Genomic DNA, 25,301 nt, shown 5'->3' on the forward strand with positions numbered 1-25,301 from the left:
AATATACACAAGGGGAACATTAAAAAATTATTTATTTTATGAATAATAGAGTAAATAAAATTATAAATTCCAAATAGTATATCTTCTTAACCACAAACAAAAAATAAATAGGAAGAAAAATGAAAAAATTAGTTACAGCTGGAATAGTTGCAAGTACACTATTACTTACAAATGCGAGCGCAGATACAAAATGGTATGCAGGAGTTGAGCTAGGAAGTGCTTCAAATAAAGAAAAGGCCGAAGACTCTTATGGGGATTCAATTACTTGGGATAATAACTATAAAGATATTAAATTTGTTGTTGGAAAAGGTACAGGAGATGACTGGTACACTCAACTATACTTATCTAAAATAACTTATGATGAAATTCATTGGTTTTCAAAAGATGAGGATGCAATAGAGATTGGTGTTGAAGCTATGAAACAGTTTAAAGTACATGAAAAAGTTTATCCATTTTTAAAATTTGGTTTAGGTATTGCTAATATGGATACAAATCAAAATATAATTGTTGATAGCTCAATCTCTGCTGTTTCTCTAACTTTAGGTGCTGGAGTTGATTTTAAAGTTACTGAAAATATCTCTATTTTAGGTGGTTTGGATTATAACTATAAAAAGTGGCAAGATGTAGAGGAAGTTGGTACAAGTTACTCAATAGAAACTACAGATAGCGGTACAAGATTTTATGTAGGTGCAAACTATAGATTCTAATCTATTATAAAAATAAGAGATTTATCTCTTATTTTTATTATTTTAAAGATAAATTATTTCTCCTAGCTCTTTTTTTAAAAGCTCTCCCATTCATCATCTTTTGATTTTGTAGCTTCTATTTTATTTGTAACAAACTTTTCAGTTTTTTTAGTTTCATTTTTTAAAATAACTTTTTCTTCTATATTTAAATTTTTTCTACTCTCTTCAACTATCTTATCTTTACCTAAAAATCTTTTTTCTAAAACATCTTCTACAATATGTTTTGAGATACTGTCAGTTTCATTTGCTATATCGTGAGTTTTTGAAGCTACAATTGCATTTTGTTGAGTTTTTTGATCAAGCATTGTAACAGTATCGTTGATTTGAGAAATTCCAGCTTGTTGCTCTTTACTTGCATCTGAAATCTCATTTATCATTTGTGATGATTTCTCAATATTAGATAAAAGCTCTTCGTAATCTTTTATCATCAAATCAGAGATATTTTTTCCCTCTTGTGCTTTTGAAGTTGCCATCTCTACAATATCTTTAATCTCTTTTGCAGCTTCTGCACTTCTTGTTGCAAGATTTCTTACCTCTTGCGCAACAACAGCAAATCCTTTTCCAGCCTCTCCAGCAGTTGCAGCTTCAACAGCAGCATTTAGTGAAAGAATATTTGTTTGGAAAGCAATTTGGTCAATTACTGCTATTGCTTCATTTATATGTGTTACTTGATTTGTAATTTCATCCATAGCAACAGCAGTATTTCTTGCCATCTCTTGACCTTTTTTAGCTGAGTTACTTACCTCATTTGAGTAGCCCGACATCTTAATAACATTGCTAGAATTGCTTGTAACTGTGCTTGTAATCTCTTCTAGTGCAGCTGCTGTCTCTTCAAGACTTGCAGCAGCTTCGTTTGAACTTTGATTTAGGATATTTACATTCTGTATTAGATTTTTTGAAGAGCTTTCAAGTCTTATACCATTTTCTAAACTATCTTTTAACATTGAAACAATAGCTTCTTGAAGCGCATTTATCCCATTTATCATTTTTTCAAGAACTCCACCTACTTCGTCTTTATCACCAAGTTTTAATACAGGTCGATAATCATAAGCAGAGTAAGAGGCTAAAACTTTATTGATATCTTCAAATCTATCTTTTGTGTGAATAATCATCTCGTTTAACTCATTTTTAAACTCTTCAAGAGAAGCATTTGGAGTTGATTTATCTATTGTTTGAGAATACCAACCATTTCTCACTCTCATCATAACCTTTTTTGCTTCATCTATTAGTTCATTATCTTTTTCTATAGTATCTTGAACTATATCTATATTTTCATTGATAAGTTTAGCCATATCACCAAACTCATCTTTAGAACTAGCATCAAGTATTGTTATATCATCTGATTTTCTATTTAAGAAATTAAAGAAGCTCAAAAGTCCATCTTTGAAGTTTTTTAAAGAACCAGCTATGCTATTTGAAATCATTATAGATATAAAAATAAAAATTCCTATAGCAAAAACTGCAACTAAAGATAGATTTGTTGTAAGTTTAATAATAGCATCATCTCTTATATCTGCATTTCTACTATTCATTTGATTGTAATATTTTTCAACATTTTGAACTATTTTAATCATATTTTTCATAGTTTCGCTAAACTCTGCTCTTGTCTCATCTTTGTTTGTTGCAAAAGAGTGTTTAGCAAGAACTTCAACACCTACTAAATAATCTTTTATATCTTTTACTACAACATCACACAAATCTTTATTCTCTTTTGATGCAAAAAGCTCTTTTAGTGTAAGTGTTTCATCAATAAGCTTTGTCCACTGTTTATCTATAGCATCTTTTCCACTTTGTGTTGGATTTAGCATAAATTGGTATATAGTGATTCTTGCTTTTAGAAGTTCATCAATTAAAAGAGTAGTTTGTGAAGATATTTTAATTCTATCTTGTACAAAACTAATAGATGAGCTATATATAATTGCTGTTATAACTGTAGCTATTATAAAAATAGCTGGAAATAAAGCTAATTTTGTTTTTGTTGATAAGTTTTTAAACATAATTTTTCCTTATAAATAATTAATTTGTAAATTTTATCTATATTTGTTTATAAATTCGCTTTAACTCGCTTATCTATAAATATTTGATTAAATATTTGCCAAATTTTTCCCCACCAAATAACCACTAGCCCATGCAAAGTGAAGATTGTACCCACCTCTATTTCCTACTATATCTAAAACCTCTCCAGCAAAAAATAGATTTCTTACGATTTTACTCTCATAAGTTTTATTATCTACTTCACAAGTTCGCACTCCTCCACCACTTGCTTCCGCATGAGAAAATCCTTGAGTATCTACTACTTTTAATCTCCATGAGTTTAGCTGATGAGCAAGTGATTTTATCTGTTTTGTATTTATATCATCTGCTTTTGTATTTATATCAATTTTACAAATCTCTAAAAGTATTGGAGCTATTTTATTTGATATAAGTCCAGTTAAAATATCAACTGCTTTTTGCTTTGGTAAATTTTTAAACAAAGTTTGTATTTGATTTGCCAAATCATTTGGATTTGTTTTAGGAAAAAAATTAACTCTAAGTTCAACATCATAAAATTGAGTCAAAGCCAAAACAGCTCTTTGAGATATATCTAAAATAGCAAATCCTGATACACCATAAGCGGTAAACAGAACATCTCCTAAAATCTCTTGTTCAAAACTTCCATTTATATACAATCCTACACTACACTCTTTTTTAACTCCTTGAAGTTTTCCTTTGTATGTATCTTTTGTTTGAAGTCCAACAAGGCTTGGATATGTAGGATTAAAAGTGTGTCCAAAACTTGATGCAATTTCAAGACCAATTTCAGTTGCATTTAGTTGAGGAGCAGCAGCTAATCCACTTGAAATTAAAACTTTATCATAGGATTTAAACTCTTTATCATTTGCATAAATAAAAAAATTGTCATCTAGTTTTTCTACTTTTTTTACAAAGTGTTCACAAAACATATTTACATTTAACTCTTCTAAAGCCAAAGAAAAAAGATTTGTTACAGATTTTGCTTCATTTGAAAGAGGATAAACTTTACCATTTTCTTTAATATCAAGTAAAAGACCAATAGTTTTGCAAAATTTCTCAAATGCTTTAAAATCAAACTCTTTTAAAGCAAAATCCACAAAAGTTGGATTCTCTCCTAAATAGTTTTTTGAAGAAATTGAAGTATTTGAGATATTGCATCTTCCATTTCCACTTGCAAGAATTTTTTTACCTATACTTTTGTTTGCATCAAAAATATCAATCTCTATATTTTTATTTAATCTTTTTGCTGTGATTGCAGCTATTATTCCAGAAGCTCCACCACCTATTATCGCTATTTTCAAAATTTTCCTTTAATAAAAAACTGCAAACCAAATAGTTGGTTCATCTTGACTTGTAAATTTAACTCTATGCTTTTTAAAAGCCTCTATATTTAAACAATCACCTTTAAAAAGCTCTACTTCAAAATCTTCAAACTCTAAAATAGCATATCCACTCAAAAGCAAAATATACTCACTTTTTTCTTGTTTATACCAAAAATTATCAGGGGATTTTTGTCCATTTGATACAATTTTTTCTATTTTTATTTTATCATTTTTAAAAATTTCAAAAAATTTCTCCTCTTTTTTATCTATAGGAGTCTTTTTAAAAATATTATATTTCTTTATCAATTTATCTTCTTAATTATTGATTTCTTGGTATTTTATCAAAATATTACTTAACTAGTTTTATAAAGTTGATTAAATAACTATAGTTTAATTAAAAGCCCTATATATTCTATATCTATATAAATTTGATTAAAAAGCTTGACAATTAAAAAAAATCTGTTTATAATTCCACATAAATTTAAACTTGATTAAAAAGCAAAGGATATAAAATGCAAAAAGATACAATAGCAATTCACACAGGATATGATAAAAAAAGTGGAAATGGAGAGATGGCAATTCCTATTTCTCAAACAACAGCTTATGCGTTTAGAGATAGTGAACATGCGGCAAATCTGTTTGCACTAAAAGAGTTAGGACCTATTTATACAAGATTAAATAACCCTACAAACGATATTTTAGAGCAAAGATTTGCTCAACTTGAAAATGGTGCTGCTGCACTTGCTACTTCAAGTGGAGCTAGTGCAGTTTTCTACTCAATTGCAAATATAGCAGAAGCTGGAGATAATATTTTAATCTCTGATAAACTTTATGGTGGAAGTGTAACTCTGTTTCATTTCACATTAAAAAGATTTGGAATTAGTGTAAAAACTTTTAAAAGTGATGATGCTAGTGATTTAGAGAGCTTAGTTGATGATAAAACAAAAGGTATCTTCTTTGAATCATTATCAAACCCTCAAATTGCAATTCCTGCTATTGAAAAAATAGTTGAAGTAGCAAAAAAACATGGAATTATCACAATTTGTGACAATACAGTTGCAACAGCAGCACTATTTAACCCAATTTCATGGGGAGTTGATGTTGTTGTTCACTCTACAAGTAAATATACAAGTGGAAATGGTACAGCTTTAGGTGGAATTATTGTTGAAAGAGATGGTTTAGCAGAGTTTTTCAAACAAAATAGTGCAAGATATCCACACTTTTCAACTCCTGATGCTTCTTATCATGGACTTGTATATACAGATGTTCCACTTCCAAACTTTTGTTTAAGAGCTAGATTATCACTTTTAAGAGATATTGGAGCAACTCCTGCACCATTTAACTCATGGCTTTTAATTCAAAGTTTAGAGACTTTAAGTTTAAGAGTTGAAAAACACTCAAGCAATGCTTTAAAAGTTGCGCAGTTTTTAAAATCACATAAAAAAGTGAAAAATGTTTCTTATCCAGGATTAAAAGATGATAAATATTTTGATAAAGCTCAAAAATATTTTAAAAATGGACTTGCAAGTGGTTTAATATCATTTGAAGTAGAGAGTTTTGAAGAGGCTAAAAAAGTTATTGATAGTGCAAAACTATTTAGTGTTGTTGTAAATATTGGTGATAGTAAATCATTAATAGTTCATCCAGCTTCTACAACTCACTCGCAACTAAGTGAAGAGGAGCTAAAAAAAGCAGGAGTTAGTCCTGTTACAATTAGATTGTCAATTGGACTTGAAGATACAGCTGATTTAATTGAAGATTTAAATCAAGCATTAAACAAGTAGTTTGATATGCCACTGATTTCAACAAAGGGGGTGTATGGTTTGGCTGCTATTTATGAGTTAAGCAAACACAAAGATGATACTCCCATGCAAATAAAGGATATTTCAGCAAATGCCTCTATTCCTCAAAACTACTTGGAGCAGCTTTTAAGTAAGCTTAGACGAGCAGATTTAGTAACAAGTATTAGAGGTGCTAGAGGTGGTTATCTTTTGGCAAAAAGTTCAAAAGATATAAAAATAGTTGATATTTTAGTTGCTCTTGAAGATGATATTAAAATTGTGGATTCAAAAGTTGATAATCCAATTTTAAATCTTCTTTTTGAAGAGTCAAAAGAGAAAACAAAAAAGATTTTTGATTTAACTTTGGCTGATTTAGATAAGTACGAAGGTAAATATAACGAGTTTTTACATTACAACATTTAAGATAGGCTTTGTTCTCAAAGCCCTTTAGGTTTTTGCTACTTTTTAGTGGATTTTAAATCCACGCTATAAAAAGTAGACAAATATTAAATTTAGGTTCCCTTTCATATGGGAACCATATGAAAGGAATACAATATGAAATACGCAAATAATATAACAGAATTAGTAGGAAATACTCCATTAGTAAAACTACAAGATGCAAGCAATGTAAGTGGAGCTTTAGTTTTAGGTAAATGTGAATTTATGAATCCAAGTTCAAGTGTAAAAGATAGAATTGGAACAAATATGATTCAGGATGCTTTAAAAAAAGGTGTAATAAATCAAGACTCTACTTTAATTGAACCAACAAGTGGAAATACAGGAGTTGCACTTGCAAGTGTTAGTGCAGCTTTAGGAATAAAACTAATCCTTGTAATGCCAGCTTCAATGAGTATTGAAAGAAGAAGACTTCTTCAAGCTTTAGGTGCTAAATTAGTACTAACTCCAGCTGAAAAAGGGATGAAAGGTGCTATTGAAAAAGCAAATGAGTTAAATAGTGAGATTAAAAACTCTGTAATTTTACAACAGTTTCAAAATCCATCAAATCCAGAAATTCATAGAAATACAACAGCTCAAGAGATTTTAAAAGATACAGATGGGAAAATTGATATTTTTATAGCAGGTGTTGGAACAGGTGGAACTTTAACAGGTGTTGGTGAAGTTTTAAAAGCTCATAATCCAAATATCAAAATAGTTGCGGTTGAGCCAGAAGCAAGTCCAGTTTTAAGTGGAGGTAACCCAGGACCACATAAGATTCAAGGAATTGGAGCTGGATTTGTACCAGATGTTTTAAATACAAAGATTTATGATGAAGTTATCAAAATTGCAAATGATGATGCAATTGAAAGCTCAAGAGAGTTAGCAAAAACTGAAGGACTTTTAGTTGGAGTATCTTCAGGTTCAAATGCACTTGCTGCTAAAATTGTTGCTTCAAGACCTGAAAATAAAGGAAAAACAATAGTTACAATTCTTTGTGATACAGGAGAGAGATATTTAAGTTCAGGTTTATATGACTATATAGAAGAGTAATCTTCTATATAACATATTTTAATTTTTCTTTTAGAAATTATAAAAAAGGTTGAATATGCATGAAAAACCTTATAGATCAGTAGCAAAAACTATCTCTTGGAGAACAGTTGGAACACTAGATACTATAATCATTTCCTATTTTATTACGGGAAATTTAGTTATGGCTGCTTCAATTGGTTCAATTGAAGTTATTACAAAAATGATTTTATACTATTTTCATGAAAGAGTTTGGAATAAACTAAAATTTGGAATAGTAAAACCAACAGCAAACGATTATCAAATTTAGGATTTTTATGAGTTTAGATTTATTAAAAGAACTTGAGGGAAAAATTTTCTCTTTAAATACAAGTGAATTAATCAAGTATGTTTTAGATAATTATAAAAATGTGACTTTTAGTTCAAGTCTAGGTGCAGAAGACCAAGTTTTAACAGATATGATATTTAAAGTAAATAAAAACAGTAGAGTATTTACTCTTGATACTGGAAGATTACATAGTGAAACTTACAAAGTTTTAGATGAGACAAATTTAAAATATGGTGTAAAAATAGAGGTTTTTTTTCCAAAATTTGAAGATGTTGAAAACTTATATAAAGTTCAAGGTGTAAATGGTCACTTTGAAAGTATTGATAAGAGAAAAAATTGCTGTAATATTAGAAAAATAGAGCCTTTGAAAAGAGCTTTAAAAAATGTTGATATCTGGATTACAGGGCTTAGAGCATCTCAAAGTGTTACAAGAACCAATATGCCAATAGTTGAATGGGATGAAAATTTTAAAGTTATAAAACTAAACCCACTTATAAACTGGAGCGAAGATGATGTTTGGAATTATATAAAAAAGAATAAAGTTCCATACAATAAACTACACGATAATGGCTTTCCAAGTATTGGTTGTGAACCTTGTACAAGAGCTATTAAAGATGGCGAGGATATAAGAGCTGGAAGATGGTGGTGGGAAAACCCAGAGCATAAAGAGTGTGGGCTTCATAAGAAGTGATTTTTTGTTTTATTTCATACTTTTTAAAAAAGTATGCAAAATCGGAACACGGTTGCCTTTTTAGGGATTTTTTTTAATAAATTTCTAAAAAGACAAAGTGTCCCTTGCTAAGGCAAATGAATTGCCTAACGGCAATAGTTTTTTATATCCAAAGGAGAGCAACAACTAGCCTTTGGCAAAAGTTTGCATTTTCAAAATAGCGTTAAAAAAAATTTATATAAAGTTCGTTAAAAAATTTGAACTGTTTGAGCGAAGCGAGTTTTCAAATTTTAGAACTGTTATAGATTTTTTAGCTATTTTGAAACGAGCAAACGATTTTCTTTTGGTACTTTTCTTTATAAAAAGAAAAAGTACATAGACAAATTAAAGAGGAGAAAATAGATGTTAGATACAAAACAACTAACACATTTAAAACAACTAGAAGCTGAATCAATTCATATAATTAGAGAAGTTGTTGCAGAGTTTGATAACCCTGTTATGATGTATAGTGTTGGAAAAGATTCGGCTGTAATGCTTCATTTAGCACTAAAAGCCTTTGCTCCTGCAAAATTACCATTTCCACTTTTACATGTGGATACTTTATGGAAATTTAAAGAGATGATAGAGTTTAGAGATAAAAGAGCAAAAGAGGAAGGATTTGAACTAATAGTGCATACAAATCCAGATGGAATTGAGATGAATATTAGCCCTTTTACTCACGGAAGTGCAGTGCACACTGATATTATGAAAACTCAAGGTTTAAAACAAGCCTTAAATAAATATAAGTTTGATGCTGTTTTTGGAGGAGCTAGAAGGGATGAGGAGAAATCTAGGGCAAAAGAGAGAATCTACTCTTTTAGAGATAAAAATCACAGATGGGATCCAAAAAATCAAAGACCAGAACTTTGGAATATATATAATGCAAGAGTTCATAAAGATGAGAGTATTAGAGTTTTTCCACTTTCAAACTGGACAGAACTTGATATTTGGCAATATATCTATTTGGAGCAAATTCCAATAGTTCCATTATATTTTGCAGCTTCACGACCAGTAGTTCTTAAAGATGGTGTAAAAATCATGGTTGATGATGACAGAATGCCAATTGAAAAAGATGATGTTATAAAAGAGGAGATGGTTAGATTTAGAACTTTAGGATGTTATCCACTAACTGGAGCTGTAAATTCAACTGCTACAACACTACCTGAGATTATTCAAGAGATGCTTTTAACAAAAACGAGTGAAAGACAAGGAAGGGTAATAGATAATGATAGTGCTGGATCTATGGAGAAGAAAAAAATAGAAGGGTATTTTTAAGATGAGTATATTAGAAGAAAAAATTGCAAAAGATATAGAGAGTTATTTAAAAGAGCATGAGAATAAACAGCTTCTTAGATTTATAACTTGTGGAAATGTTGATGATGGAAAATCTACTTTAATTGGAAGATTGCTTCATGACTCAAAGATGATTTTTGAAGATCAATTAGCAACTATAAAAAAAGATAGTAAAAAAAACAATACAACAAACAATGAGTTTGACTTATCTTTACTTGTAGATGGTTTACAAAGTGAAAGAGAGCAAGGAATTACTATTGATGTTGCTTATAGATATTTTACAACTGATAAAAGAAAATTTATTATTGCAGATACTCCAGGTCATGAGCAATATACAAGAAATATGGCAACGGGAGCTAGTACAGCAAACTTAGCAATTATTCTAATAGATGCAAGATATGGGGTTCAAACTCAAACGAAAAGGCACTCTTTTATAAATAAACTTTTAGGAATAAACCATATTGTAATTGCTGTAAACAAAATGGATCTAATGGATTTTAGAGAAGATGTTTTTAATAAAATTAAAGAGGATTATCTAAAATTTGCAAAAGAGTTAGGTCTTACAAACAACATTACATTAATTCCTCTATCTGCACTAAATGGTGATAATGTAGTTGAAAGAAGTGACAAATCACCTTGGTACAAAGGTGCTACTTTGATGGAACATTTAGAAAATGTAGAGATTCATAATGATAGAGATTTAACACACTTTAGATTTCCAGTTCAATATGTAAATAGACCAAACTTAAATTTTAGAGGATTTTGTGGAACAATTGCAAGTGGAGTTATAAAAGTTGGTGATGAGATAACAGTTTTACCTTCACATAAAAGCTCAAAAGTAAAAGAGATTGTAACTTATGATGGAAATTTGCCTTATGCATATGCGCAGCAAGCAGTTACAATTACACTTGAAGATGAGATTGATATTAGTCGTGGAGATGTGATTGTAAAAAGTGATGAACAAGCTGATGAGGCAAACAATTTTGATGTTGATATTGTATGGTTAAGTGAAGATCCACTAATAAAAGGAAAACAATATTTTATTAAAAGAGCAACAACTACAACAGTTGGAACTATTAGTCAATTTTATTATAAAACAGATGTAAACACATTGGAAAGAAGTGCAACAAATACTCTAAACTTAAATGAGATAGCAAGAGCAAAACTTGATTTAGAGCAAATAATTGCATACGATATTTATGATAAAATAAAAACAATGGGAAGCTTTATAATAATAGATAGAGTTACAAACAACACTGTTGGTGCTGGTATGATTAGATCAAAATCAAGTGATCAAAGCAAAAAAGATAGCTCTTATAGTGCTTTTGAGATTGAGTTTAATGCACTTGTGCGAAAACACTTTCCACACTGGGAGTGCAAAGAGATTTTTTAGTAGGAGTTTAAATGTCTGCGGTTATAAATATTGAAAAACTAAAAAAAGATAGATTAAGCGATGATATAATCGCGAAACTGTTCTACCATATAGTTTTTTCTGAAAAGATTTCAAATGAAGATTTGGAGCTTTTTAAATGGTATGGAGTCTATGCAAAAGACTCTTTACAAGAGGCTTTTTCTTTAAGAATTCCTATAAATTTAGGAGAGTTGGGATTAAAAGAGTTAAAAGAGATTTTAAAAATCTCAAAAGAGTTTTCAAATGAGTCATTAAATATTTTGCCTTGTCAAAAAATAGAGTTTGAAGATATAAAACTTTTTAATCTTCCTAAAATTTTTAATATTTTAAAAGAGGTAAAACTATCTAGTTTTTTTGAATCAAGTCATAGTATAAAAAGAGTTTTAACATGCCCTGCAAATAGAGTTGATAGCACTCAAATATATGATGTTGAAGAGATTGCAAATAAGATAAATGATACTTTTGTAGCAAACAAAAACTTTTTTAATCTTCCAAACTCTTTACAAATATCAATTAGTGGATACGAAGAGGGTTGTGATATTGGATTTACTCCTGATATAAGTTTTAATGCAACAAAAGATGAGAGTGGTAAAATTGTATTTGCAGTTAAAATATTAGATATAAATATTGGATATATAAATGCTTCAAAAATAATACATACAACAAGAGCAATTGCGAATATTTATAAAGATTTTGGACCTAGAGATGAGAAATCAGAAAATAGTTTCAAAGATTTTATAGATAGTATCTCTTTGAGTGTATTTGTTGATATTTTAAGTTCAATGCTAGATTTTAAATTTAAAAGCACTCTTTTTATAAACAGATCAGAAATTCCAAGAAAACCTAGAATGGGAATAAACAAAAGTTCACAAGATGGTTTTTCATATGTTGGATGTAAGGTTAAAAATTCAAAAATCTCAAGTAAAAATTTTGAAATTTTTATAAACAGTTTAGAAAAGAGCGAAGCAACAAAAATAAAACTTACGCACAAAGCAAATATTATTATTCTTGATGTTCCATCAAAAAATGCCCAAAATCTAGTTGAAGAGCTATCTTCTATTGGTTTTGAAGCTAAGAGTTAAGCTAAAAGCTTAAACTCTTGGATAGTTTTCAATTATAAAATCTATATCCTTCTCCCCTCTTCCACTTAAATTTACTAAAATAGATTTTCCAAAGTTCTCTTTCTCTTTTGCCCATTTCATAGCAAATGCAACAGCATGAGCAGATTCAAGTGCTGGAATAATTCCCTCGCTTCTTGAAAGAGTATAAAAAGCTTCTATTGACTCCTCATCACTACAAAGTCCAACTTTTGTTCTTTTTATACTACTTAAATATGCATGCTCAGGACCAACAGATGGATAATCTATTCCACTTGCAATTGAATGAACAGCAGCTGGTTCTCCATTTTCATCACTTAGCATAATAGAGTTAAATCCATGCATAACTCCCTCTTTTCCATAAGTAATACTTGCACTATGTTCACCTAACTTAGAGCCTTTTCCAGCTGGTTCTATTGCATATAAATCAACACTATCTTCAATAAATGCACTAAAGATTCCCATAGCATTACTTCCACCACCAACACAAGCTGCTATTGCATCTGGAAGTTTTCCAGTCATCTCTAAAAACTGCTCTTTAGCTTCAATTCCCACTACACTTTGGAAATCTCTTACCATCTTTGGAAATGGATGAGGACCAACTACACTTCCAATTGCAAACATAGAGTTTTTTGTATCACTTAAATAGCTCTCAAAAGCACTATCAACTGCCTCTTTTAAAGTTTTTAATCCTTTTGACACAGGCACAACTTTTGCTCCAAGAATTTTCATTTTTACAACATTTGGATGCTCTTTTTTAATATCAACTTCACCCATGTGAATTTCACACTCTAATCCAAAATATGCTGCAGCAGTTGCAAGTGCAACACCATGTTGCCCAGCACCTGTTTCAGCTATTAATTTTTTCTTACCCAAATATTTTGCTAGTAGTGCTTCAGCCATACAGTGATTTAATTTATGAGCCCCTGTATGATTCAAATCCTCTCTTTTAAGATAAATTCTAGCTCCATCTATTGACTCAGAAAGATTTTTACAATATGTAATTGGAGTTGGTCTTCCTTGATAATATTTTCTAATCTTTTTTAACTCATTTAGAAATTCAAAATCATTTGATAGCTTTTTATAAGCCTCATTTATCTCATTAAATGGCTCTTCAAGTTGTGGTGGGATAAAAGATCCTCCAAATTTACCAAAAAACCCATTTTCATCTGGAAAAGTTTGTAAATATGGTCTATTTCTTTGCATATTAAGTACCTTTAAAATAAAATACAAAAATATATCATATTTTAAATAATTTTAGGGGTTTATATGAGAGTAGTTTTTTTTGGTTTAGGTGCGGTTTCAAGTGTTATGGCAACACTTTTTGATGAACTTTCAAATAAAAGTGAAAATAGTTTTGTAGATTTTTTATTTATAGTGCGAGACAAAAGAAGAGCAAAAAAACATCTATTTAAAAATAGCAAGCTTTTAAATAAATCAGATTTTTTAGAAGTATCAAACTTTGAAGAGATTTTTTCAAATCCAGAAAAATATAAAAAAGAGTTAAAAAATTTTGATATCTTTATAAATAGCTCAACTCCTTCTTATAATTTAAATATTATGAAACTTGCAATTGAGTTTAATACAAACTATGCTGATTTGGCAAGTGATATTTACAAAAATGAAGTTATAAACTCTTTAAAATTTGAGCAACAATCACTTGAAGATGAGTTAAAAAGTAAAAATCTATTTGCACTTATAAACCTAGGAATATCTCCTGGAATAACAAATTTTTTAATAGGCGAAAAAATTGACTCTTTGTCATCTTTACCACACAATATAAAAATCACAAAAATAGAGATAAATCTGCTAGAAGAGATACAATCAAAAAAACTAATCTTTTCATGGTCACCAAAAGTTGCTATTGATGAACTTACATTCTCACCAATATTTTTTAAAAACAATAAAATAAAACAGCTCGCACCATTTGCAAAATCAAAACCATATAAGTTTCCATATTTTAGAAATATTGTAGATGTTTATCCAGTATTTCAAGAGGAGCTTATATCTTTAAAACAAAGTTTTCCTAATATAAAAAATATTAGATTAAATATTGGTGGAAATGAGCTTGAACTTATGAAAAGTCTATACCAACTAAACCTTTTCTCAAATACATATTGCTTTGAAGACAAAGAGGAAAAAATATCAATAAATAAGATAATCAAAAACATAATTCCAAAGATGAAAAGTCCTGAAGTAATAGAGGATTATATAAAAAAGAAGACTATAAAATATGCAGAGTTTAGTGCAATAGCTGATATATATTTAGAGATAAAAACAAAAGATGATAAAAAAATAAAAAGTATAGAATCAATTGGTCTATCTTTTAGTAAATATACAGAGCTTATAAATAGCCCTTTTTCTGGCTCTACATATATTTCATATGCTACAGGAGTTGCAGCTGGAATTTTAATCTTCTATTCACTTTTAAACAAAAAATATCTAAAAGGTGTAGTTTTAAGTGAAAATCTTCCAAAAATATTTGGTGGTTTTACAAATGATATTATTAAAAGAGAGCTAAACAACTATAAAATCAATCTAATAAGTCAAATTAAATAAAAATAAGATAAAATTATAACTTTTATAAAAGATTATAATTGTAAAGAGATTTTTATGCAAAAAGATATTTTTAGACCATTTTTAAATGAAAATGTAGATATTTTAAACTATTTAAGATACAACACAATTGGAAAAAACAAAGAGAAATACTTTGATTTTACAGCCTCAGGTTTAGGTTTTAGACCAATAGAGAATCGAATACATGAAGTTTTAGAATACTACGCAAATACTCACTCAAAAGAGAGTACAAATGCAAAAATTACTACAAAATATTATGAAGGTGCAAAACAAAGCCTTAGAAACTCTTTAGCTCTTGATGATGATTTTGTAGTTTTACCAAGTGGTTTTGGAGCAACAGCAGCTATAAAAAAACTTCAAGAGATTTTAGGAGTTTATATTCCACCAAAAACTAAAGAGAGGTTAAAACAAAAAGGATTAAAAGATATTAAAAAATCTATGCCTTTGGTAATTGTAGGACCTTATGAACACCACTCAAATGAGATATCATTTAGAGAATCACTAGCTCTTACAAAGAGAGTAAAACTTACAAGTGAAGGATTAATTGATTTAAAACACCTTGAAAAGATACTTGAAAAAAATAAAAATAGAGAGATTATTGGTTCTTTTACAATTGCTTCAAATGTTACAGGAATAATTACTTGCTATAAAAAAGTTTCAAAGTTATTGCGAAAATATAATGCGACTGTATGTTTTGATGCAGCAGCTTCAAGCTCTTATATGAATATTCCTTGCAAATATTATGATGCACTCTATTTATCACCGCATAAACTTTTGGGTGGAGTTGGATCTTGTGGTATTTTAATTGTAAAAAAATCTTTAGTAGATACAAAACTTCCACCAACATTTTGTGGTGGTGGAACTGTAAAATATGTGAATAAATCTATTCAAATATATGAAGATGATATAGAGACTAGAGAAGATGCAGGAACACCACCTATTACTCAACTAATAAGAGCAGCTTTAGCTTATCAACTTAGAAATGAGATTGGATTAGAGTTTATAAAAAACAAAAAAGAGGAGCTTTTAAGCTATTTGTTAAAAGAGCTTGAGGGTATTGATGATTTATTAATTTATGGTGTAAAAGATGCCCCAAATATTGGTATTGTATCTTTTAATATAAAAGATTTTAATCCTTATTTACTTTGTGAAAATCTTGCAAATAAAAAGAACTTCCAAACAAGAGCTGGCTGTTCTTGTGCTGGACCTTATGGACATGATTTACTGGGACTTAAAAAAGTATCTATGAAAAATCGACCAGGATGGCTTAGAGTTGGTGTTCATTTTACACAAACAAAAGATGAGATAAAAGCTTTGGTTGATGAGATTAAAAAGTTTTTAAAATAGTTTAACTATTTTAAAACCTATAATTTATAGTTGCATAAAAATCAATAACTCTATCGAGCTTATATTTTACATCAGCACCATTCTCTTTATAATTTTTATCTATATCATATTTTGTAAATTTAGTCCCAATCTCTAACTCTAAATTATGAGCAATATCATTTAAAATTCCAAATTGAGCTCCATATACAAAATCTGTTGCATTTGAGCCTTCAAGATTTTTTTTCTCAACATTTGTAAATCCTAAATGTGCTCCTAAAAATAGCTTTGACCTACTATAATCTATTGGCAATATATAATCAAAAGCACCAAGAAAAGTGTTTATTCTTGTTTCGCTTAAATATGATGGATTATAAATAAATGAAACTCTTCTAAAATCCTCTATCACAACTCCAGCTTTTAAAATAAGCAAAGTAGATGTATCCGTACCATCTTCATTTTTGCTTCCACCTTTTTCACTCTGTTTTACAAAACCAAGTCCTGTACCAACTCCTACAAAAGTATCTGTATTAAAACTCATAGCAGAAGAGTTCATAGCAAAAAAGATTATAAAACTTGAAATTATTTTTTTAAACATATCTATCTCTTTTTATTAAAATTTAGCAAAGATTATATTTATTTGTTTGTTATATAAAGGTTAAATTATATATTTGATTAACTCTTTATTTAAATACTATTAATCAAATATATTTATAATTTCTTCATGAGTTTTGTGATTTTTTTCTCAGTTTATCTGATAGCCTTCTCTTTTCAAACCTATATAATTAAAAAACGGTTTATCGATAAACTAGATTTTAAACATAAAACTAGGAAGTATTTTAGCTTTGTATTATATTTAACATTTTTTGGTGCTCTTTTGTACCCACTTGCTAGATACTTTCCACTAGTGCCAAACTGGCTCTATTTTCTCCTTTCCTTACCAATTGGGGTGATATTTCTAACATTTATTATCACTTTATTTCATGACCTCATCTCAATTGGTTTCAAAAAATCAAAACTATCAACAAAAAGACGAAACTTTTTCAAAAAAACACTTGATATTGGTGCAACATCACTTATTTTGGCGACAAATCTAAAAGCCATGGATAATGCTAGAAATATTGAGTTAGAAGTTGTAGATGTAAAGATTAAAAATCTAAAAAAACCATATAAAATAGTTCAAATAAGCGATATACATATTGGTGGATTGATTGATAAAGATTTTATAAAAGATTTAGTAGCAAAGATAAATATTTTAACACCCGATATTGTTGTAATAACTGGTGACTTAGTGGATACCAAACTAAAGTTTGCAAAAGCTGCTTTAGATGAGTTAAAAAATATAAATACAGTTTATGGAACATACTTTATAGTTGGAAATCATGAGTATTTTCATGGAGTTAAACCAATAATTGATTATGTAAACTCTTTAGGAATAAAAACTTTAGAGAATGAAAATGTCTATATTGGAGAAGAAAATCAAGGTTTTTATTTAGCTGGAGTTTATGATAGATTTGGTTTTAGATATGGCTCATATATTCCAGATATAAACAAAGCTTTAGAAAATTGCGAAAACCATCCAACAGTTCTTTTAGCTCATCAACCAAAATATATAAACTCTTTGGAAGATACACAAAATATTGATTTGATTTTATGTGGACACACTCACGGTGGTCAGATTTTTCCATTTAATTTTTTAGTAAAACTTGAACAACCTTATGTAAAAGGTTTAAATACTCACAATGAGTACACGCAAGTTTATGTAAATAAAGGAACTGGATTTTGGGGACCACCAATGAGATTGGGGGCTAGCAGCGAGATAACTATCCTTAATCTTATAGGATAGTTTTTAAAATCTCCTCTATTTTTGTTGGATTTGAGAAGTGATCAATTTTTGATACAAATTTTCCATCTTTATCAAAAATATAGATATATGAAGTGTGAGCAACAGAGTAATCCATAGCAGAACCCTCTAAAACAACTTTTTCATAATATGAACCATATCTTTTTGTAAGATCATCTATATACTCTTTATTTGAAGTTGCTCCAATAAAATTTTTGTGAAAATATTTTGCATAGTTTTTTATATTTTCTAAACTATCTCTTTGTGGATCAACACTTACAAAAATTCCAACAAAATCTTCGATTTGTGAACTATCAAATTTATTTAAAGCAAATGCCAAAGAGCTTAAAGATGTAGGGCAAACATCAGGACAAAATGTATATCCAAAATATAAAGCTACAACTTTCCCTTTAAAATCATCTTTAGATATTTTGCCATCGTGAGTATCTAAAATAAAATCGTAGTTTTTTCTCTCTTTATAATCATCTACATAAGGTTTTAAAATAACTATTAAAATAACAGATACCAAAAAAATAGCTAAAATCTTAAATAAAAATTTCATTTTTATATCCTCGTTTCAAACTGAAATCTTGCACCAATAGAGTGTGTAGTTTTATCTACTATTATATCTGCATTCCACTTCATATTATCAACATAACATGTAGGTAAAGTTCCAATAGCTTCATAATTTCCATCTCCTAAGTTTTTAATATCCAAAAAATACTCTCCCATATACATAGTTGTTGAATAGATATTTAAAGTTAAGTTTTTTAGGTTTGGATTATTACTTTTTATAGAAAATGTAATCTCTTTCATAAGTGGAATCTCTTTTGGATCAACACTTAAAATAAACTCCGTACCATCTTGAATTACAATTTTGCAAGGCTCTTTTTTTAGGTTGCAAGAGCTATCTTGAGTTACATAATCAACATCTCCTTTAAATGATTGAATAAGTTGATTAAAATCGATTAGAAAATATGTGCCTACAATAAAAAGTACAACAACTATTGAGATTATTGTACTTTTTAGACTATTGTTTTGTTTTTCCATAAATATTAGTGGTGTTTCATTCCACTCATTACAGATTTAACATCTGTAACAACTTTTTGTTTTGAACCATTGTTAAACTCTAATTCAATCTCAACTTTATCTCCAACATTTAAAGAGTTATGAAGTCCTATTAACATAATGTGTAAACCACCTGGTTTTAAAACAGTTGTACTTTTTGCTTTTATATCAATTTGAGGAATCTCATACATAGTCATAACACCATTTTTCATATCATGAGTATGAAGTTCAACAACATTTGCTACATTTGAAGTAGCTTTTACAATTGCCACATCTTTGTTTGATCTATTTTCCAAAACCATAAAAGCGGCACTATTTTTCATATTTGGTGGAGTAGCTCTTGCATAAGCATCTTTTACTTCAATAGTTGAAGCCGTTAGAAATGTTGTTGCTAGTGAGATTAGAAGTAGAATTTTTTTCATATTAACACCTTTTTTTCTTTGAATAGTATTAAAGAAGTGTTAATTTAATGTTAATTTTGTAAAAAATTACATCATTGAACATGGACTCATTCCTGTTTTAAAAAATCTTGCTGTTACAGTGTCCATTGATTTTATATGATTTATAAGCCAATTTACTAAATCATATTCAATATAGTTTTTTAAACTTTTTATATCTTTGTTTTGATAGAAATCTTCCCAAACCTCTTTTATCTCTTTTATATTTTTATCATGTTCACCTTTGTGAAAAGGGTAAGCAAAAAAACCTCTTTTTTGCATCTCATCCTCTTCTGTTTTAAAGTGATTAACTGTATGGTTTATCCAAGATAAATACGATTTTTTTAGATTCTGTAAATTATCATTTGAGTTGTTTTTTTCATACACTAAAACATCTTCATAGATTTTATTTATCAAATCTACATCTTCAAAATGTGTATTATTCATAAAATCTTCATCAACCAAAGGCAGACTATTTTTATCTATTAGCATATTCTCTCCTTAAAATTAAAATCTAATTTTACATAATAAATAAAAAAGAGGTGTTGATAAACATCAATTAAATCCCAGCTCCATTTTCAAAACTTCTTAATTTTCTAGTTCTAATTCCTAAAATATCACCTTTTTGAATCTTTTTATTACTAAATTCATAGTGTGGCATCTCAACTAAAACAACTCTTTTTTCATCATTTAAATATGTAAGTTCAACTTTTACAAAAGAACCAGCAAGTTGAATATATTTTATTTTTGCATGAATTATTGCTTCACTATCATTTATATCTACAATTTCCAATTCATGAGGACGAATAAGATACTTATTATCTGTTGTATCTTCTATATTAGCACCATCTTCTATCTCTCTTGCGTGAAATAGATTTACATTTCCTAAAAAGTTTATTACAAACTCATTTTTAGGATTATGAAATACTTCTTCAGGAGTTCCTATTTGCTCAATTTTCCCTTTGTTTATTACAACAATTCTATTTGCAACTTCAAGCGCTTCTTCTTGGTCATGAGTTACCAAAATAGTTGTAATTCCAAGCTCCTCTTGAAGCTCTTTTAACCATCTTCTTAAATCAGTTCGCACCTTTGCATCAAGCGCACCAAAAGGTTCATCAAGTAATAATACTTTTGGCTCAACTGCCAAAGCTCTTGCCAAAGCGACTCTTTGTCTCTGACCACCTGAAAGTTGCCAAGGAAATCTTGAAGCAAAGCCATCAAGTTGGATTAGTTTTAAAAGTTTCGTAACTTTCTCTTCTATCTCTTTGTTGCTAAGTCTTTGTTTTTTAGGTTTTACTCTAAGTCCAAAAGCTATATTTTCAAATACAGTCATATGCCTAAACAGTGCATAATGTTGGAATACAAATCCAATATCTCTATCTTTAATATCTTTTTTAGCAACATCAATATTGTTAAATAATATTTCACCTTTATCTATGCTATCAACCGTTTCAAGTCCTGCAATCATTCTTAAAAGTGTTGTTTTTCCACTTCCTGAAGGTCCTAAAAGTGCTAATAATTCACCTTCAACAATATCTAAATTGATATTTTCCAATGCTTTGAAATTTCCAAAATATTTTGTTAAATTTTTTACTTCTATTTTCATTTTTTATTTCCTGCTTTATTCTTCATTATCTAATTTTTTAATTTTTCTTTGTACTTTCCACTCTAAAATGTATTTTAAAACAAGAGTTAAAAGTGCTAATATCGCCAAAAGTGTTGAAACTGCAAAAGCTGCAACAAAGTTGTATTCGTTGTATAAAATCTCAACTTGTAGTGGCATTGTGTTTGTAACACCTTGAATATGCCCTGAAACAACAGAAACAGCTCCAAATTCACCCATTGCTCTTGCATTACATAAAATTACTCCATAAAGTAATCCCCATTTTATATTTGGTAAAGTAACTTTTAAAAATGTTTGAAAACCACTTGCACCCAAAAGAAGTGCAGCTTGTTCTTCATCATTTCCCATCTCTTGCATTAAAGGAATTAGCTCACGCGCCACAAATGGAAATGTTACAAATATAGTTGCAAGTACAATTCCAGGAACTGCAAAAATTATTTGAATATCGTTTTCTATTAAATAGTGTCCAAACCAACCTTGTGCTCCAAAAAGTAAAATATATACAAATCCAGAAATAACAGGACTTACAGCAAAAGGTAAATCAATTAAAGTTATTAAAAAACTTTTACCAAAAAAAGAGTATTTTGCTATTGCCCAAGATGCACAAATACCAAAAATAACATTTAGTGGTACTGCAATGGCTGCAGTTATAAATGTAAGTTTTATTGCACTTAATACATACTCATCATTAAAACTTAAAAAATATGCTTCATAACCTTTTCTAAATGCTTCTGCAAATATTGTAATCAAAGGAACTACAAGCATAATAAGCAAAAAAGCTACTGCTATAAAAATTAATGAATATTTTACTAATCTTGACTCTGTTTGTGAACTTTGTGAATTACTTATAGTTTTCATATTGCCTCCATTCCTTTTCTTCTTGAACTCCATCTTTGTAAAATATTAATTAAAAGTAACATTACAAAAGAGATTAAAAGCATCACAACTGCAATTGCTGTTGCTCCTGCAAAATCGTACTGTTCAAGCTTTGTAATAATCAAAAGTGTGCTAATCTCTGTTTTAAATGGCATATTTCCAGCTATAAAAACAACTGAACCATACTCACCCAAAGCTCTTGCAAATGAAAGTGCAAATCCTGTTAAAACTGCTGGAAAAATAGTAGGAAGTATCACTTTATAAAAAGTTTGCCATCTACTTGCTCCCAAACTTGCACTTGCTTCTTCTTGCTCAATTTGAATCTCCTCAAGTGCTGGTTGAACTGTTCTTACAACAAAAGGAAGCCCAATAAATATTAAAGCAATTGTAATTCCAATTGGTGTAAATACTATTTTAATTCCAAGTGGTTCTAAGTATTGTCCAAACCAACCAGAACTTGAATATAGTGTTGTAAGTGCAATACCTGAAACTGCTGTTGGAAGAGCAAAAGGTAAATCAACAATTGCATCAAAAACTCTTTTTCCAAAAAACTCATATCGAACCAAACACCAAGCAACAATAACTCCAAAAATTGTATTAATAAGAGCAGCTATTAGTGAAGTTACAAAAGTTAGTTTATAACTAGCAACTACTCTTGAATCTGTTGTCGCACTTATAAAAGCATCAAATCCCATACTAAAAGCTTCAGTAAAAAGTGCAATTAGTGGAATTAATACAATAATACTTAAATAAAATACCGTATATCCCATAGTCAAACCAAAACCAGGAATTGGTGAATTTGGTCTTTTTAATATTCCAAAATTTAATCTCATATAAACCCTTTTTATATAACATACACTAGATTAGTGAATGTTAAAATTAGACAAAAAAATAGATGATTAAATTAATCATCTATAAAATTGGTGAATTATAACTATTTCTTTTTTATTTGTCAAGAAAAAGGAAAAAGCTTGTTTATCCTTTTTACTTTTTTTTTAATTAAATCCCTATATCTCTACTTTTTACACTATCTTTTCCATAAAACTCTTTACTATTTGTATCATCTACAATTACTTTTGCAATACTATCTGTTAGCTTTGCAATCTCATTTGTTTGTGATGCAATTTGTGCATTTTGTTGAGTTTGTCTATCAAGATTATTTACAACATCATTAATTTGTTCAATTCCCAATAGTTGTTCTTTTGAAGAGTTTTGAATATCTGTAATCAAATTCATAGTGTGAGAAATATTTGAATTTAACTCTTTATATCCTTCAATCATACTATTTGCAATCTCTTTACCTTCATTTGCTTTTTTTGTAGCAAGTTCAACAATATCTTTAATCTCACGTGCCGCTTCAGCACTTCTACTTGCTAGATTTCTCACCTCTTGAGCTACAACTGCAAACCCTTTTCCAGCCTCACCTGCAGTTGCAGCTTCAACAGCAGCATTTAGTGAAAGAATATTTGTTTGGAATGCAATTTGATCAATTACACTTATAGCTTCATTTACTAAACTTACTTGAGTATTTATCTCATCCATTGCAACTGTTGTTTGATTTGCATATTTTTCACCAACAACTACTGATTTTGTAACATCATTTGATAATAGTGCCATTTTTGTAATATTTTCACTATTACTTCTAACAGTTGATGTAATCTCTTCAATAGCAGCTGCTGTCTCTTCTAAAGAAGCTGCTGCGCTATTTGAAGAACTATTCAATTTATTTACATTTTCAAGTAAAACATTTGAACTATCACCAAGAGTTAATCCATTTTTCTTATTCTCTATTAACATCGTTGTAATAGACTCACCCAAAGTATTAACACCATTTGCAAGTTTTAATAAATGTTCTTTTAAATCTTTTGTTGGAATTTTACTCAAATAGTTATATTTTGAATATTGCTCCAAAATATCAAGTACATTTTCAATATTATTCTCTAAATTATTTGCCATTTGATTTAAAACATTTTTTAATTGCAATAGTGCTGGATTTGATACTTCTATATTTATTCTTTGACATAAATCTCCATGTTCAAACTCACCTAAAACAGAAATTGTTTCACTTATCAATCTTCTATCTTCTTCAATTCCTAACCTAGTTTTTTCAATATTATCACTTAAAATTTTTGACATTCTTCCAAACTCATCTTTTGTATTTACATGTACAAAATCAATACTTTCTTTTTCCCTATTTAAATAAGCGAAAAATTCATCTAAATCTTTATTTATTATTAAAAGTGGTTCATTTACTGTTTTTTTGATAATAATATAACTTATTGCAAGTAAAGTAAATAATAGTGCTATTCCACCAAATATCGAATATTGTCTTAATGTGTAATTCAATGCAAGTAGATCATCAATATCAGAGCTAGTTACAATAACCATATTCCACTCTTCAAAAGTTGTAAAAGCAGATAATTTATCTATTACCTCTTTACCATCATTAAATTCATAAGCTATTACACCTTGCTTCTTAACCAACATCTCTCTTAAAGCCTCTTCTACATTTTTATCAAGTTCATTTAACTTTTTATTTTTTAAAGTTGGATGAATTGTTAAAGTTTCTGTTTTAGAGTCAATTGCATATAAATAACCTTTATCTCCAAACTTAATTCTCTCTAGTTTAGATTCTAAAATTTTATATAACTTGTCAAAATTATATGCTACAAATAAAATTCCAATTACCTCATTATCTTTAATAACTGGCTCATAAACTGTCATATATTTTTTTCCAAAAAGCTCAGCAATTCCTAAATATCTCTCTTTATTTGATATTTTTGAAAAAGCTTGGCTATCTTTTGCTAAAAATGTTCCAATTGCTCTTGAACCATCTTCTTTATACAAAGATGTTGCAATCCTAAAAAAACCATCATCTTGCTTTACAAATATTGTAGCAACAGCTCCTGTTGTTTGAGTAAACTTATCTATAATAGAGTTGTTATTATTTAAAATAACTCCATTTGAAGTTAAAGGTGATGTTTTAATACCATTTACATCTATTTTATTTGAATAGTCAATTTCAACATTGTTTAATTGAGAAGAAAGAACATTTGAAACTGAAAGTGCAGACTCTTTTATTGATTCATTCAGAACTTCAAAAGTAGCTTTTATATCTAAAACTCTATCTTGAAATGTAGTTTTAACATCTTTTGTTATAAAGTTTTTTACAACAATACTAATAGTTATCACAGCAAATACTAAAATTATTGTTACAGCTAAAGCTTGAAAAAATGAGACTTTCTTTATTACTGAATTCATAATACCCCACTAAATTATAATTTGAAGGACTATAGTAACAAAAAAAAATTAATTGGAAGATAGATATAAATATTTTTTATAATAAATATCTATAAATATTATAATTTGTTACTATTTTACATAATTAT

25 protein-coding genes are annotated in these 25,301 nt (G+C 28.8%); 12 read left to right on the top strand and 13 right to left on the bottom strand.

The annotated features are described in order from the left end of the window. Window positions 1–119: 119 nt before the first annotated feature. Window positions 120–707, top strand: a complete 588-nt coding sequence (locus ASKIR_RS09980; RefSeq protein ID WP_066350086.1) for an outer membrane protein — start codon at window positions 120–122, stop codon at window positions 705–707. Window positions 708–781: 74 nt separating this feature from the next. On the opposite strand, the gene ASKIR_RS09985 is transcribed toward ASKIR_RS09980, so the two are convergent. From ASKIR_RS09985 to ASKIR_RS09995, 3 genes are all read right to left on the bottom strand, one after another. Further along, window positions 782–2,743, bottom strand: a complete 1,962-nt coding sequence (locus ASKIR_RS09985) for a methyl-accepting chemotaxis protein (protein WP_115588057.1) — start codon at window positions 2,741–2,743, stop codon at window positions 782–784. A gap of 87 nt (window positions 2,744–2,830) precedes the next feature. Further along, complete coding sequence (locus ASKIR_RS09990) at window positions 2,831–4,060, bottom strand: BaiN/RdsA family NAD(P)/FAD-dependent oxidoreductase (protein ID WP_066352278.1); 1,230 nt, start codon at window positions 4,058–4,060, stop codon at window positions 2,831–2,833. A gap of 9 nt (window positions 4,061–4,069) precedes the next feature. Continuing rightward, window positions 4,070–4,387, bottom strand: a complete 318-nt coding sequence (locus ASKIR_RS09995) for a cupin domain-containing protein (protein WP_066352275.1) — start codon at window positions 4,385–4,387, stop codon at window positions 4,070–4,072. A gap of 206 nt (window positions 4,388–4,593) precedes the next feature. Here ASKIR_RS09995 and ASKIR_RS10000 point away from each other — a divergent pair, with 206 nt between their 5' ends. From ASKIR_RS10000 to ASKIR_RS10040, 8 genes are all read left to right on the top strand, one after another. Then, a complete protein-coding gene (locus ASKIR_RS10000; protein WP_066352272.1) occupies window positions 4,594–5,865 on the top strand; it encodes an O-acetylhomoserine aminocarboxypropyltransferase/cysteine synthase family protein in 1,272 nt (423 codons plus the stop codon). Between the two features lie 6 nt (window positions 5,866–5,871). Beyond that, window positions 5,872–6,285, top strand: a complete 414-nt coding sequence (locus tag ASKIR_RS10005) for an RrF2 family transcriptional regulator (protein WP_066160001.1) — start codon at window positions 5,872–5,874, stop codon at window positions 6,283–6,285. 132 nt (window positions 6,286–6,417) lie between these two features. Then, entirely contained in the window at window positions 6,418–7,350 is a 933-nt protein-coding gene (gene cysK, locus ASKIR_RS10010) for a cysteine synthase A (protein WP_066352264.1), read from the top strand. 55 nt (window positions 7,351–7,405) lie between these two features. After that, a complete protein-coding gene (locus tag ASKIR_RS10015; protein ID WP_066160007.1) occupies window positions 7,406–7,636 on the top strand; it encodes a DUF2061 domain-containing protein in 231 nt (76 codons plus the stop codon). A gap of 7 nt (window positions 7,637–7,643) precedes the next feature. Beyond that, window positions 7,644–8,345: a phosphoadenylyl-sulfate reductase gene (locus tag ASKIR_RS10020; RefSeq protein ID WP_066352262.1), complete on the top strand. Its 702-nt coding sequence runs from the start codon at window positions 7,644–7,646 to the stop codon at window positions 8,343–8,345. A 381-nt stretch (window positions 8,346–8,726) separates the two neighbouring features. After that, window positions 8,727–9,638 carry a sulfate adenylyltransferase subunit CysD gene (gene cysD, locus ASKIR_RS10030; RefSeq protein ID WP_066160013.1) on the top strand — a complete coding sequence of 304 codons (912 nt, stop codon included), beginning with the start codon at window positions 8,727–8,729 and terminating at the stop codon, window positions 9,636–9,638. Between the two features lies 1 nt (window position 9,639). Beyond that, complete coding sequence (gene cysN, locus ASKIR_RS10035; protein ID WP_115588056.1) at window positions 9,640–11,049, top strand: sulfate adenylyltransferase subunit CysN; 1,410 nt, start codon at window positions 9,640–9,642, stop codon at window positions 11,047–11,049. Between the two features lie 11 nt (window positions 11,050–11,060). Continuing rightward, the gene (locus tag ASKIR_RS10040) at window positions 11,061–12,149 is read left to right on the top strand and encodes a sulfite reductase (protein WP_066352250.1); all 1,089 of its coding nucleotides are present in this window, start codon (window positions 11,061–11,063) and stop codon (window positions 12,147–12,149) included. A 9-nt stretch (window positions 12,150–12,158) separates the two neighbouring features. Here the strand turns inward: ASKIR_RS10040 and trpB are convergent, their stop codons facing one another. Continuing rightward, window positions 12,159–13,370: a tryptophan synthase subunit beta gene (trpB, locus tag ASKIR_RS10045; RefSeq protein ID WP_066160022.1), complete on the bottom strand. Its 1,212-nt coding sequence runs from the start codon at window positions 13,368–13,370 to the stop codon at window positions 12,159–12,161. 63 nt (window positions 13,371–13,433) lie between these two features. Between trpB and ASKIR_RS10050 the strand changes: the two genes are divergently transcribed. Together ASKIR_RS10050 and ASKIR_RS10055 are read left to right on the top strand one after the other, a co-directional pair. Then, on the top strand, window positions 13,434–14,723 hold the full coding sequence (locus tag ASKIR_RS10050; RefSeq protein WP_066352244.1) for a saccharopine dehydrogenase C-terminal domain-containing protein: 1,290 nt from the start codon (window positions 13,434–13,436) through the stop codon (window positions 14,721–14,723). Window positions 14,724–14,777: 54 nt separating this feature from the next. Then, entirely contained in the window at window positions 14,778–16,088 is a 1,311-nt protein-coding gene (locus ASKIR_RS10055; RefSeq protein WP_066352242.1) for an aminotransferase class V-fold PLP-dependent enzyme, read from the top strand. Window positions 16,089–16,098: 10 nt separating this feature from the next. Here ASKIR_RS10055 and ASKIR_RS10060 read toward each other — a convergent pair whose 3' ends face one another. Then, window positions 16,099–16,662, bottom strand: coding sequence for a hypothetical protein (locus ASKIR_RS10060; RefSeq protein WP_066352239.1), 564 nt, complete (start codon window positions 16,660–16,662; stop codon window positions 16,099–16,101). A gap of 351 nt (window positions 16,663–17,013) precedes the next feature. Between ASKIR_RS10060 and ASKIR_RS10065 the strand changes: the two genes are divergently transcribed. Next, on the top strand, window positions 17,014–17,910 hold the full coding sequence (locus ASKIR_RS10065) for a metallophosphoesterase (RefSeq protein WP_228137907.1): 897 nt from the start codon (window positions 17,014–17,016) through the stop codon (window positions 17,908–17,910). On the opposite strand, the gene ASKIR_RS10070 is transcribed toward ASKIR_RS10065, so the two are convergent. The 8 genes from ASKIR_RS10070 to ASKIR_RS10105 all read right to left on the bottom strand — a co-directional run bounded on the left by ASKIR_RS10070 (window position 17,900) and on the right by ASKIR_RS10105 (window position 25,173). Further along, entirely contained in the window at window positions 17,900–18,469 is a 570-nt protein-coding gene (locus tag ASKIR_RS10070; RefSeq protein ID WP_066352234.1) for an SCO family protein, read from the bottom strand. The genes ASKIR_RS10065 and ASKIR_RS10070 overlap by 11 nt on opposite strands. 2 nt (window positions 18,470–18,471) lie before the next feature. Further along, the gene (locus ASKIR_RS10075) at window positions 18,472–18,957 is read right to left on the bottom strand and encodes a hypothetical protein (protein WP_066352233.1); all 486 of its coding nucleotides are present in this window, start codon (window positions 18,955–18,957) and stop codon (window positions 18,472–18,474) included. A 5-nt stretch (window positions 18,958–18,962) separates the two neighbouring features. Continuing rightward, a complete protein-coding gene (locus ASKIR_RS10080; RefSeq protein WP_066352232.1) occupies window positions 18,963–19,397 on the bottom strand; it encodes a copper chaperone PCu(A)C in 435 nt (144 codons plus the stop codon). Window positions 19,398–19,463: 66 nt separating this feature from the next. Further along, the gene (locus ASKIR_RS10085; RefSeq protein ID WP_066352231.1) at window positions 19,464–19,904 is read right to left on the bottom strand and encodes a hemerythrin family protein; all 441 of its coding nucleotides are present in this window, start codon (window positions 19,902–19,904) and stop codon (window positions 19,464–19,466) included. Window positions 19,905–19,971: 67 nt separating this feature from the next. After that, entirely contained in the window at window positions 19,972–21,018 is a 1,047-nt protein-coding gene (locus ASKIR_RS10090; RefSeq protein ID WP_066352230.1) for a sulfate/molybdate ABC transporter ATP-binding protein, read from the bottom strand. Window positions 21,019–21,033: 15 nt separating this feature from the next. Continuing rightward, window positions 21,034–21,894 (bottom strand): sulfate ABC transporter permease subunit CysW, encoded by an 861-nt coding sequence (gene cysW, locus ASKIR_RS10095; protein WP_066352227.1) that lies wholly within the window; start codon window positions 21,892–21,894, stop codon window positions 21,034–21,036. Then, window positions 21,891–22,745 (bottom strand): sulfate ABC transporter permease subunit CysT, encoded by an 855-nt coding sequence (cysT, locus tag ASKIR_RS10100; protein ID WP_066352221.1) that lies wholly within the window; start codon window positions 22,743–22,745, stop codon window positions 21,891–21,893. The genes cysW and cysT overlap by 4 nt, the downstream gene beginning before the upstream one ends. Before the next feature lie 166 nt (window positions 22,746–22,911). Further along, window positions 22,912–25,173: a methyl-accepting chemotaxis protein gene (locus ASKIR_RS10105; RefSeq protein ID WP_066352219.1), complete on the bottom strand. Its 2,262-nt coding sequence runs from the start codon at window positions 25,171–25,173 to the stop codon at window positions 22,912–22,914. Window positions 25,174–25,301: the final 128 nt, after the last annotated feature.

This window comes from Aliarcobacter skirrowii CCUG 10374, assembly GCF_003544835.1.
In the GTDB taxonomy this organism is placed as follows: Bacteria; Campylobacterota; Campylobacteria; order Campylobacterales; family Arcobacteraceae; genus Aliarcobacter; species Aliarcobacter skirrowii.

Coding starts and splice junctions, on each gene's coding strand:
- ASKIR_RS09980 (WP_066350086.1), top strand. CDS start 120: ATGAAAAAATTAGTTACAGCTGGAATAGTTGCAAGTACACTATTACTT.
- ASKIR_RS09985 (WP_115588057.1), bottom strand. CDS start 2,743: ATGTTTAAAAACTTATCAACAAAAACAAAATTAGCTTTATTTCCAGCT.
- ASKIR_RS10000 (WP_066352272.1), top strand. CDS start 4,594: ATGCAAAAAGATACAATAGCAATTCACACAGGATATGATAAAAAAAGT.
- ASKIR_RS10005 (WP_066160001.1), top strand. CDS start 5,872: ATGCCACTGATTTCAACAAAGGGGGTGTATGGTTTGGCTGCTATTTAT.
- cysK (WP_066352264.1), top strand. CDS start 6,418: ATGAAATACGCAAATAATATAACAGAATTAGTAGGAAATACTCCATTA.
- ASKIR_RS10015 (WP_066160007.1), top strand. CDS start 7,406: ATGCATGAAAAACCTTATAGATCAGTAGCAAAAACTATCTCTTGGAGA.
- ASKIR_RS10020 (WP_066352262.1), top strand. CDS start 7,644: ATGAGTTTAGATTTATTAAAAGAACTTGAGGGAAAAATTTTCTCTTTA.
- cysD (WP_066160013.1), top strand. CDS start 8,727: ATGTTAGATACAAAACAACTAACACATTTAAAACAACTAGAAGCTGAA.
- cysN (WP_115588056.1), top strand. CDS start 9,640: ATGAGTATATTAGAAGAAAAAATTGCAAAAGATATAGAGAGTTATTTA.
- ASKIR_RS10040 (WP_066352250.1), top strand. CDS start 11,061: ATGTCTGCGGTTATAAATATTGAAAAACTAAAAAAAGATAGATTAAGC.
- trpB (WP_066160022.1), bottom strand. CDS start 13,370: ATGCAAAGAAATAGACCATATTTACAAACTTTTCCAGATGAAAATGGG.
- ASKIR_RS10050 (WP_066352244.1), top strand. CDS start 13,434: ATGAGAGTAGTTTTTTTTGGTTTAGGTGCGGTTTCAAGTGTTATGGCA.
- ASKIR_RS10055 (WP_066352242.1), top strand. CDS start 14,778: ATGCAAAAAGATATTTTTAGACCATTTTTAAATGAAAATGTAGATATT.
- ASKIR_RS10060 (WP_066352239.1), bottom strand. CDS start 16,662: ATGTTTAAAAAAATAATTTCAAGTTTTATAATCTTTTTTGCTATGAAC.
- ASKIR_RS10070 (WP_066352234.1), bottom strand. CDS start 18,469: ATGAAATTTTTATTTAAGATTTTAGCTATTTTTTTGGTATCTGTTATT.
- ASKIR_RS10075 (WP_066352233.1), bottom strand. CDS start 18,957: ATGGAAAAACAAAACAATAGTCTAAAAAGTACAATAATCTCAATAGTT.
- ASKIR_RS10080 (WP_066352232.1), bottom strand. CDS start 19,397: ATGAAAAAAATTCTACTTCTAATCTCACTAGCAACAACATTTCTAACG.
- ASKIR_RS10085 (WP_066352231.1), bottom strand. CDS start 19,904: ATGCTAATAGATAAAAATAGTCTGCCTTTGGTTGATGAAGATTTTATG.
- ASKIR_RS10090 (WP_066352230.1), bottom strand. CDS start 21,018: ATGAAAATAGAAGTAAAAAATTTAACAAAATATTTTGGAAATTTCAAA.
- cysW (WP_066352227.1), bottom strand. CDS start 21,894: ATGAAAACTATAAGTAATTCACAAAGTTCACAAACAGAGTCAAGATTA.
- cysT (WP_066352221.1), bottom strand. CDS start 22,745: ATGAGATTAAATTTTGGAATATTAAAAAGACCAAATTCACCAATTCCT.
- ASKIR_RS10105 (WP_066352219.1), bottom strand. CDS start 25,173: ATGAATTCAGTAATAAAGAAAGTCTCATTTTTTCAAGCTTTAGCTGTA.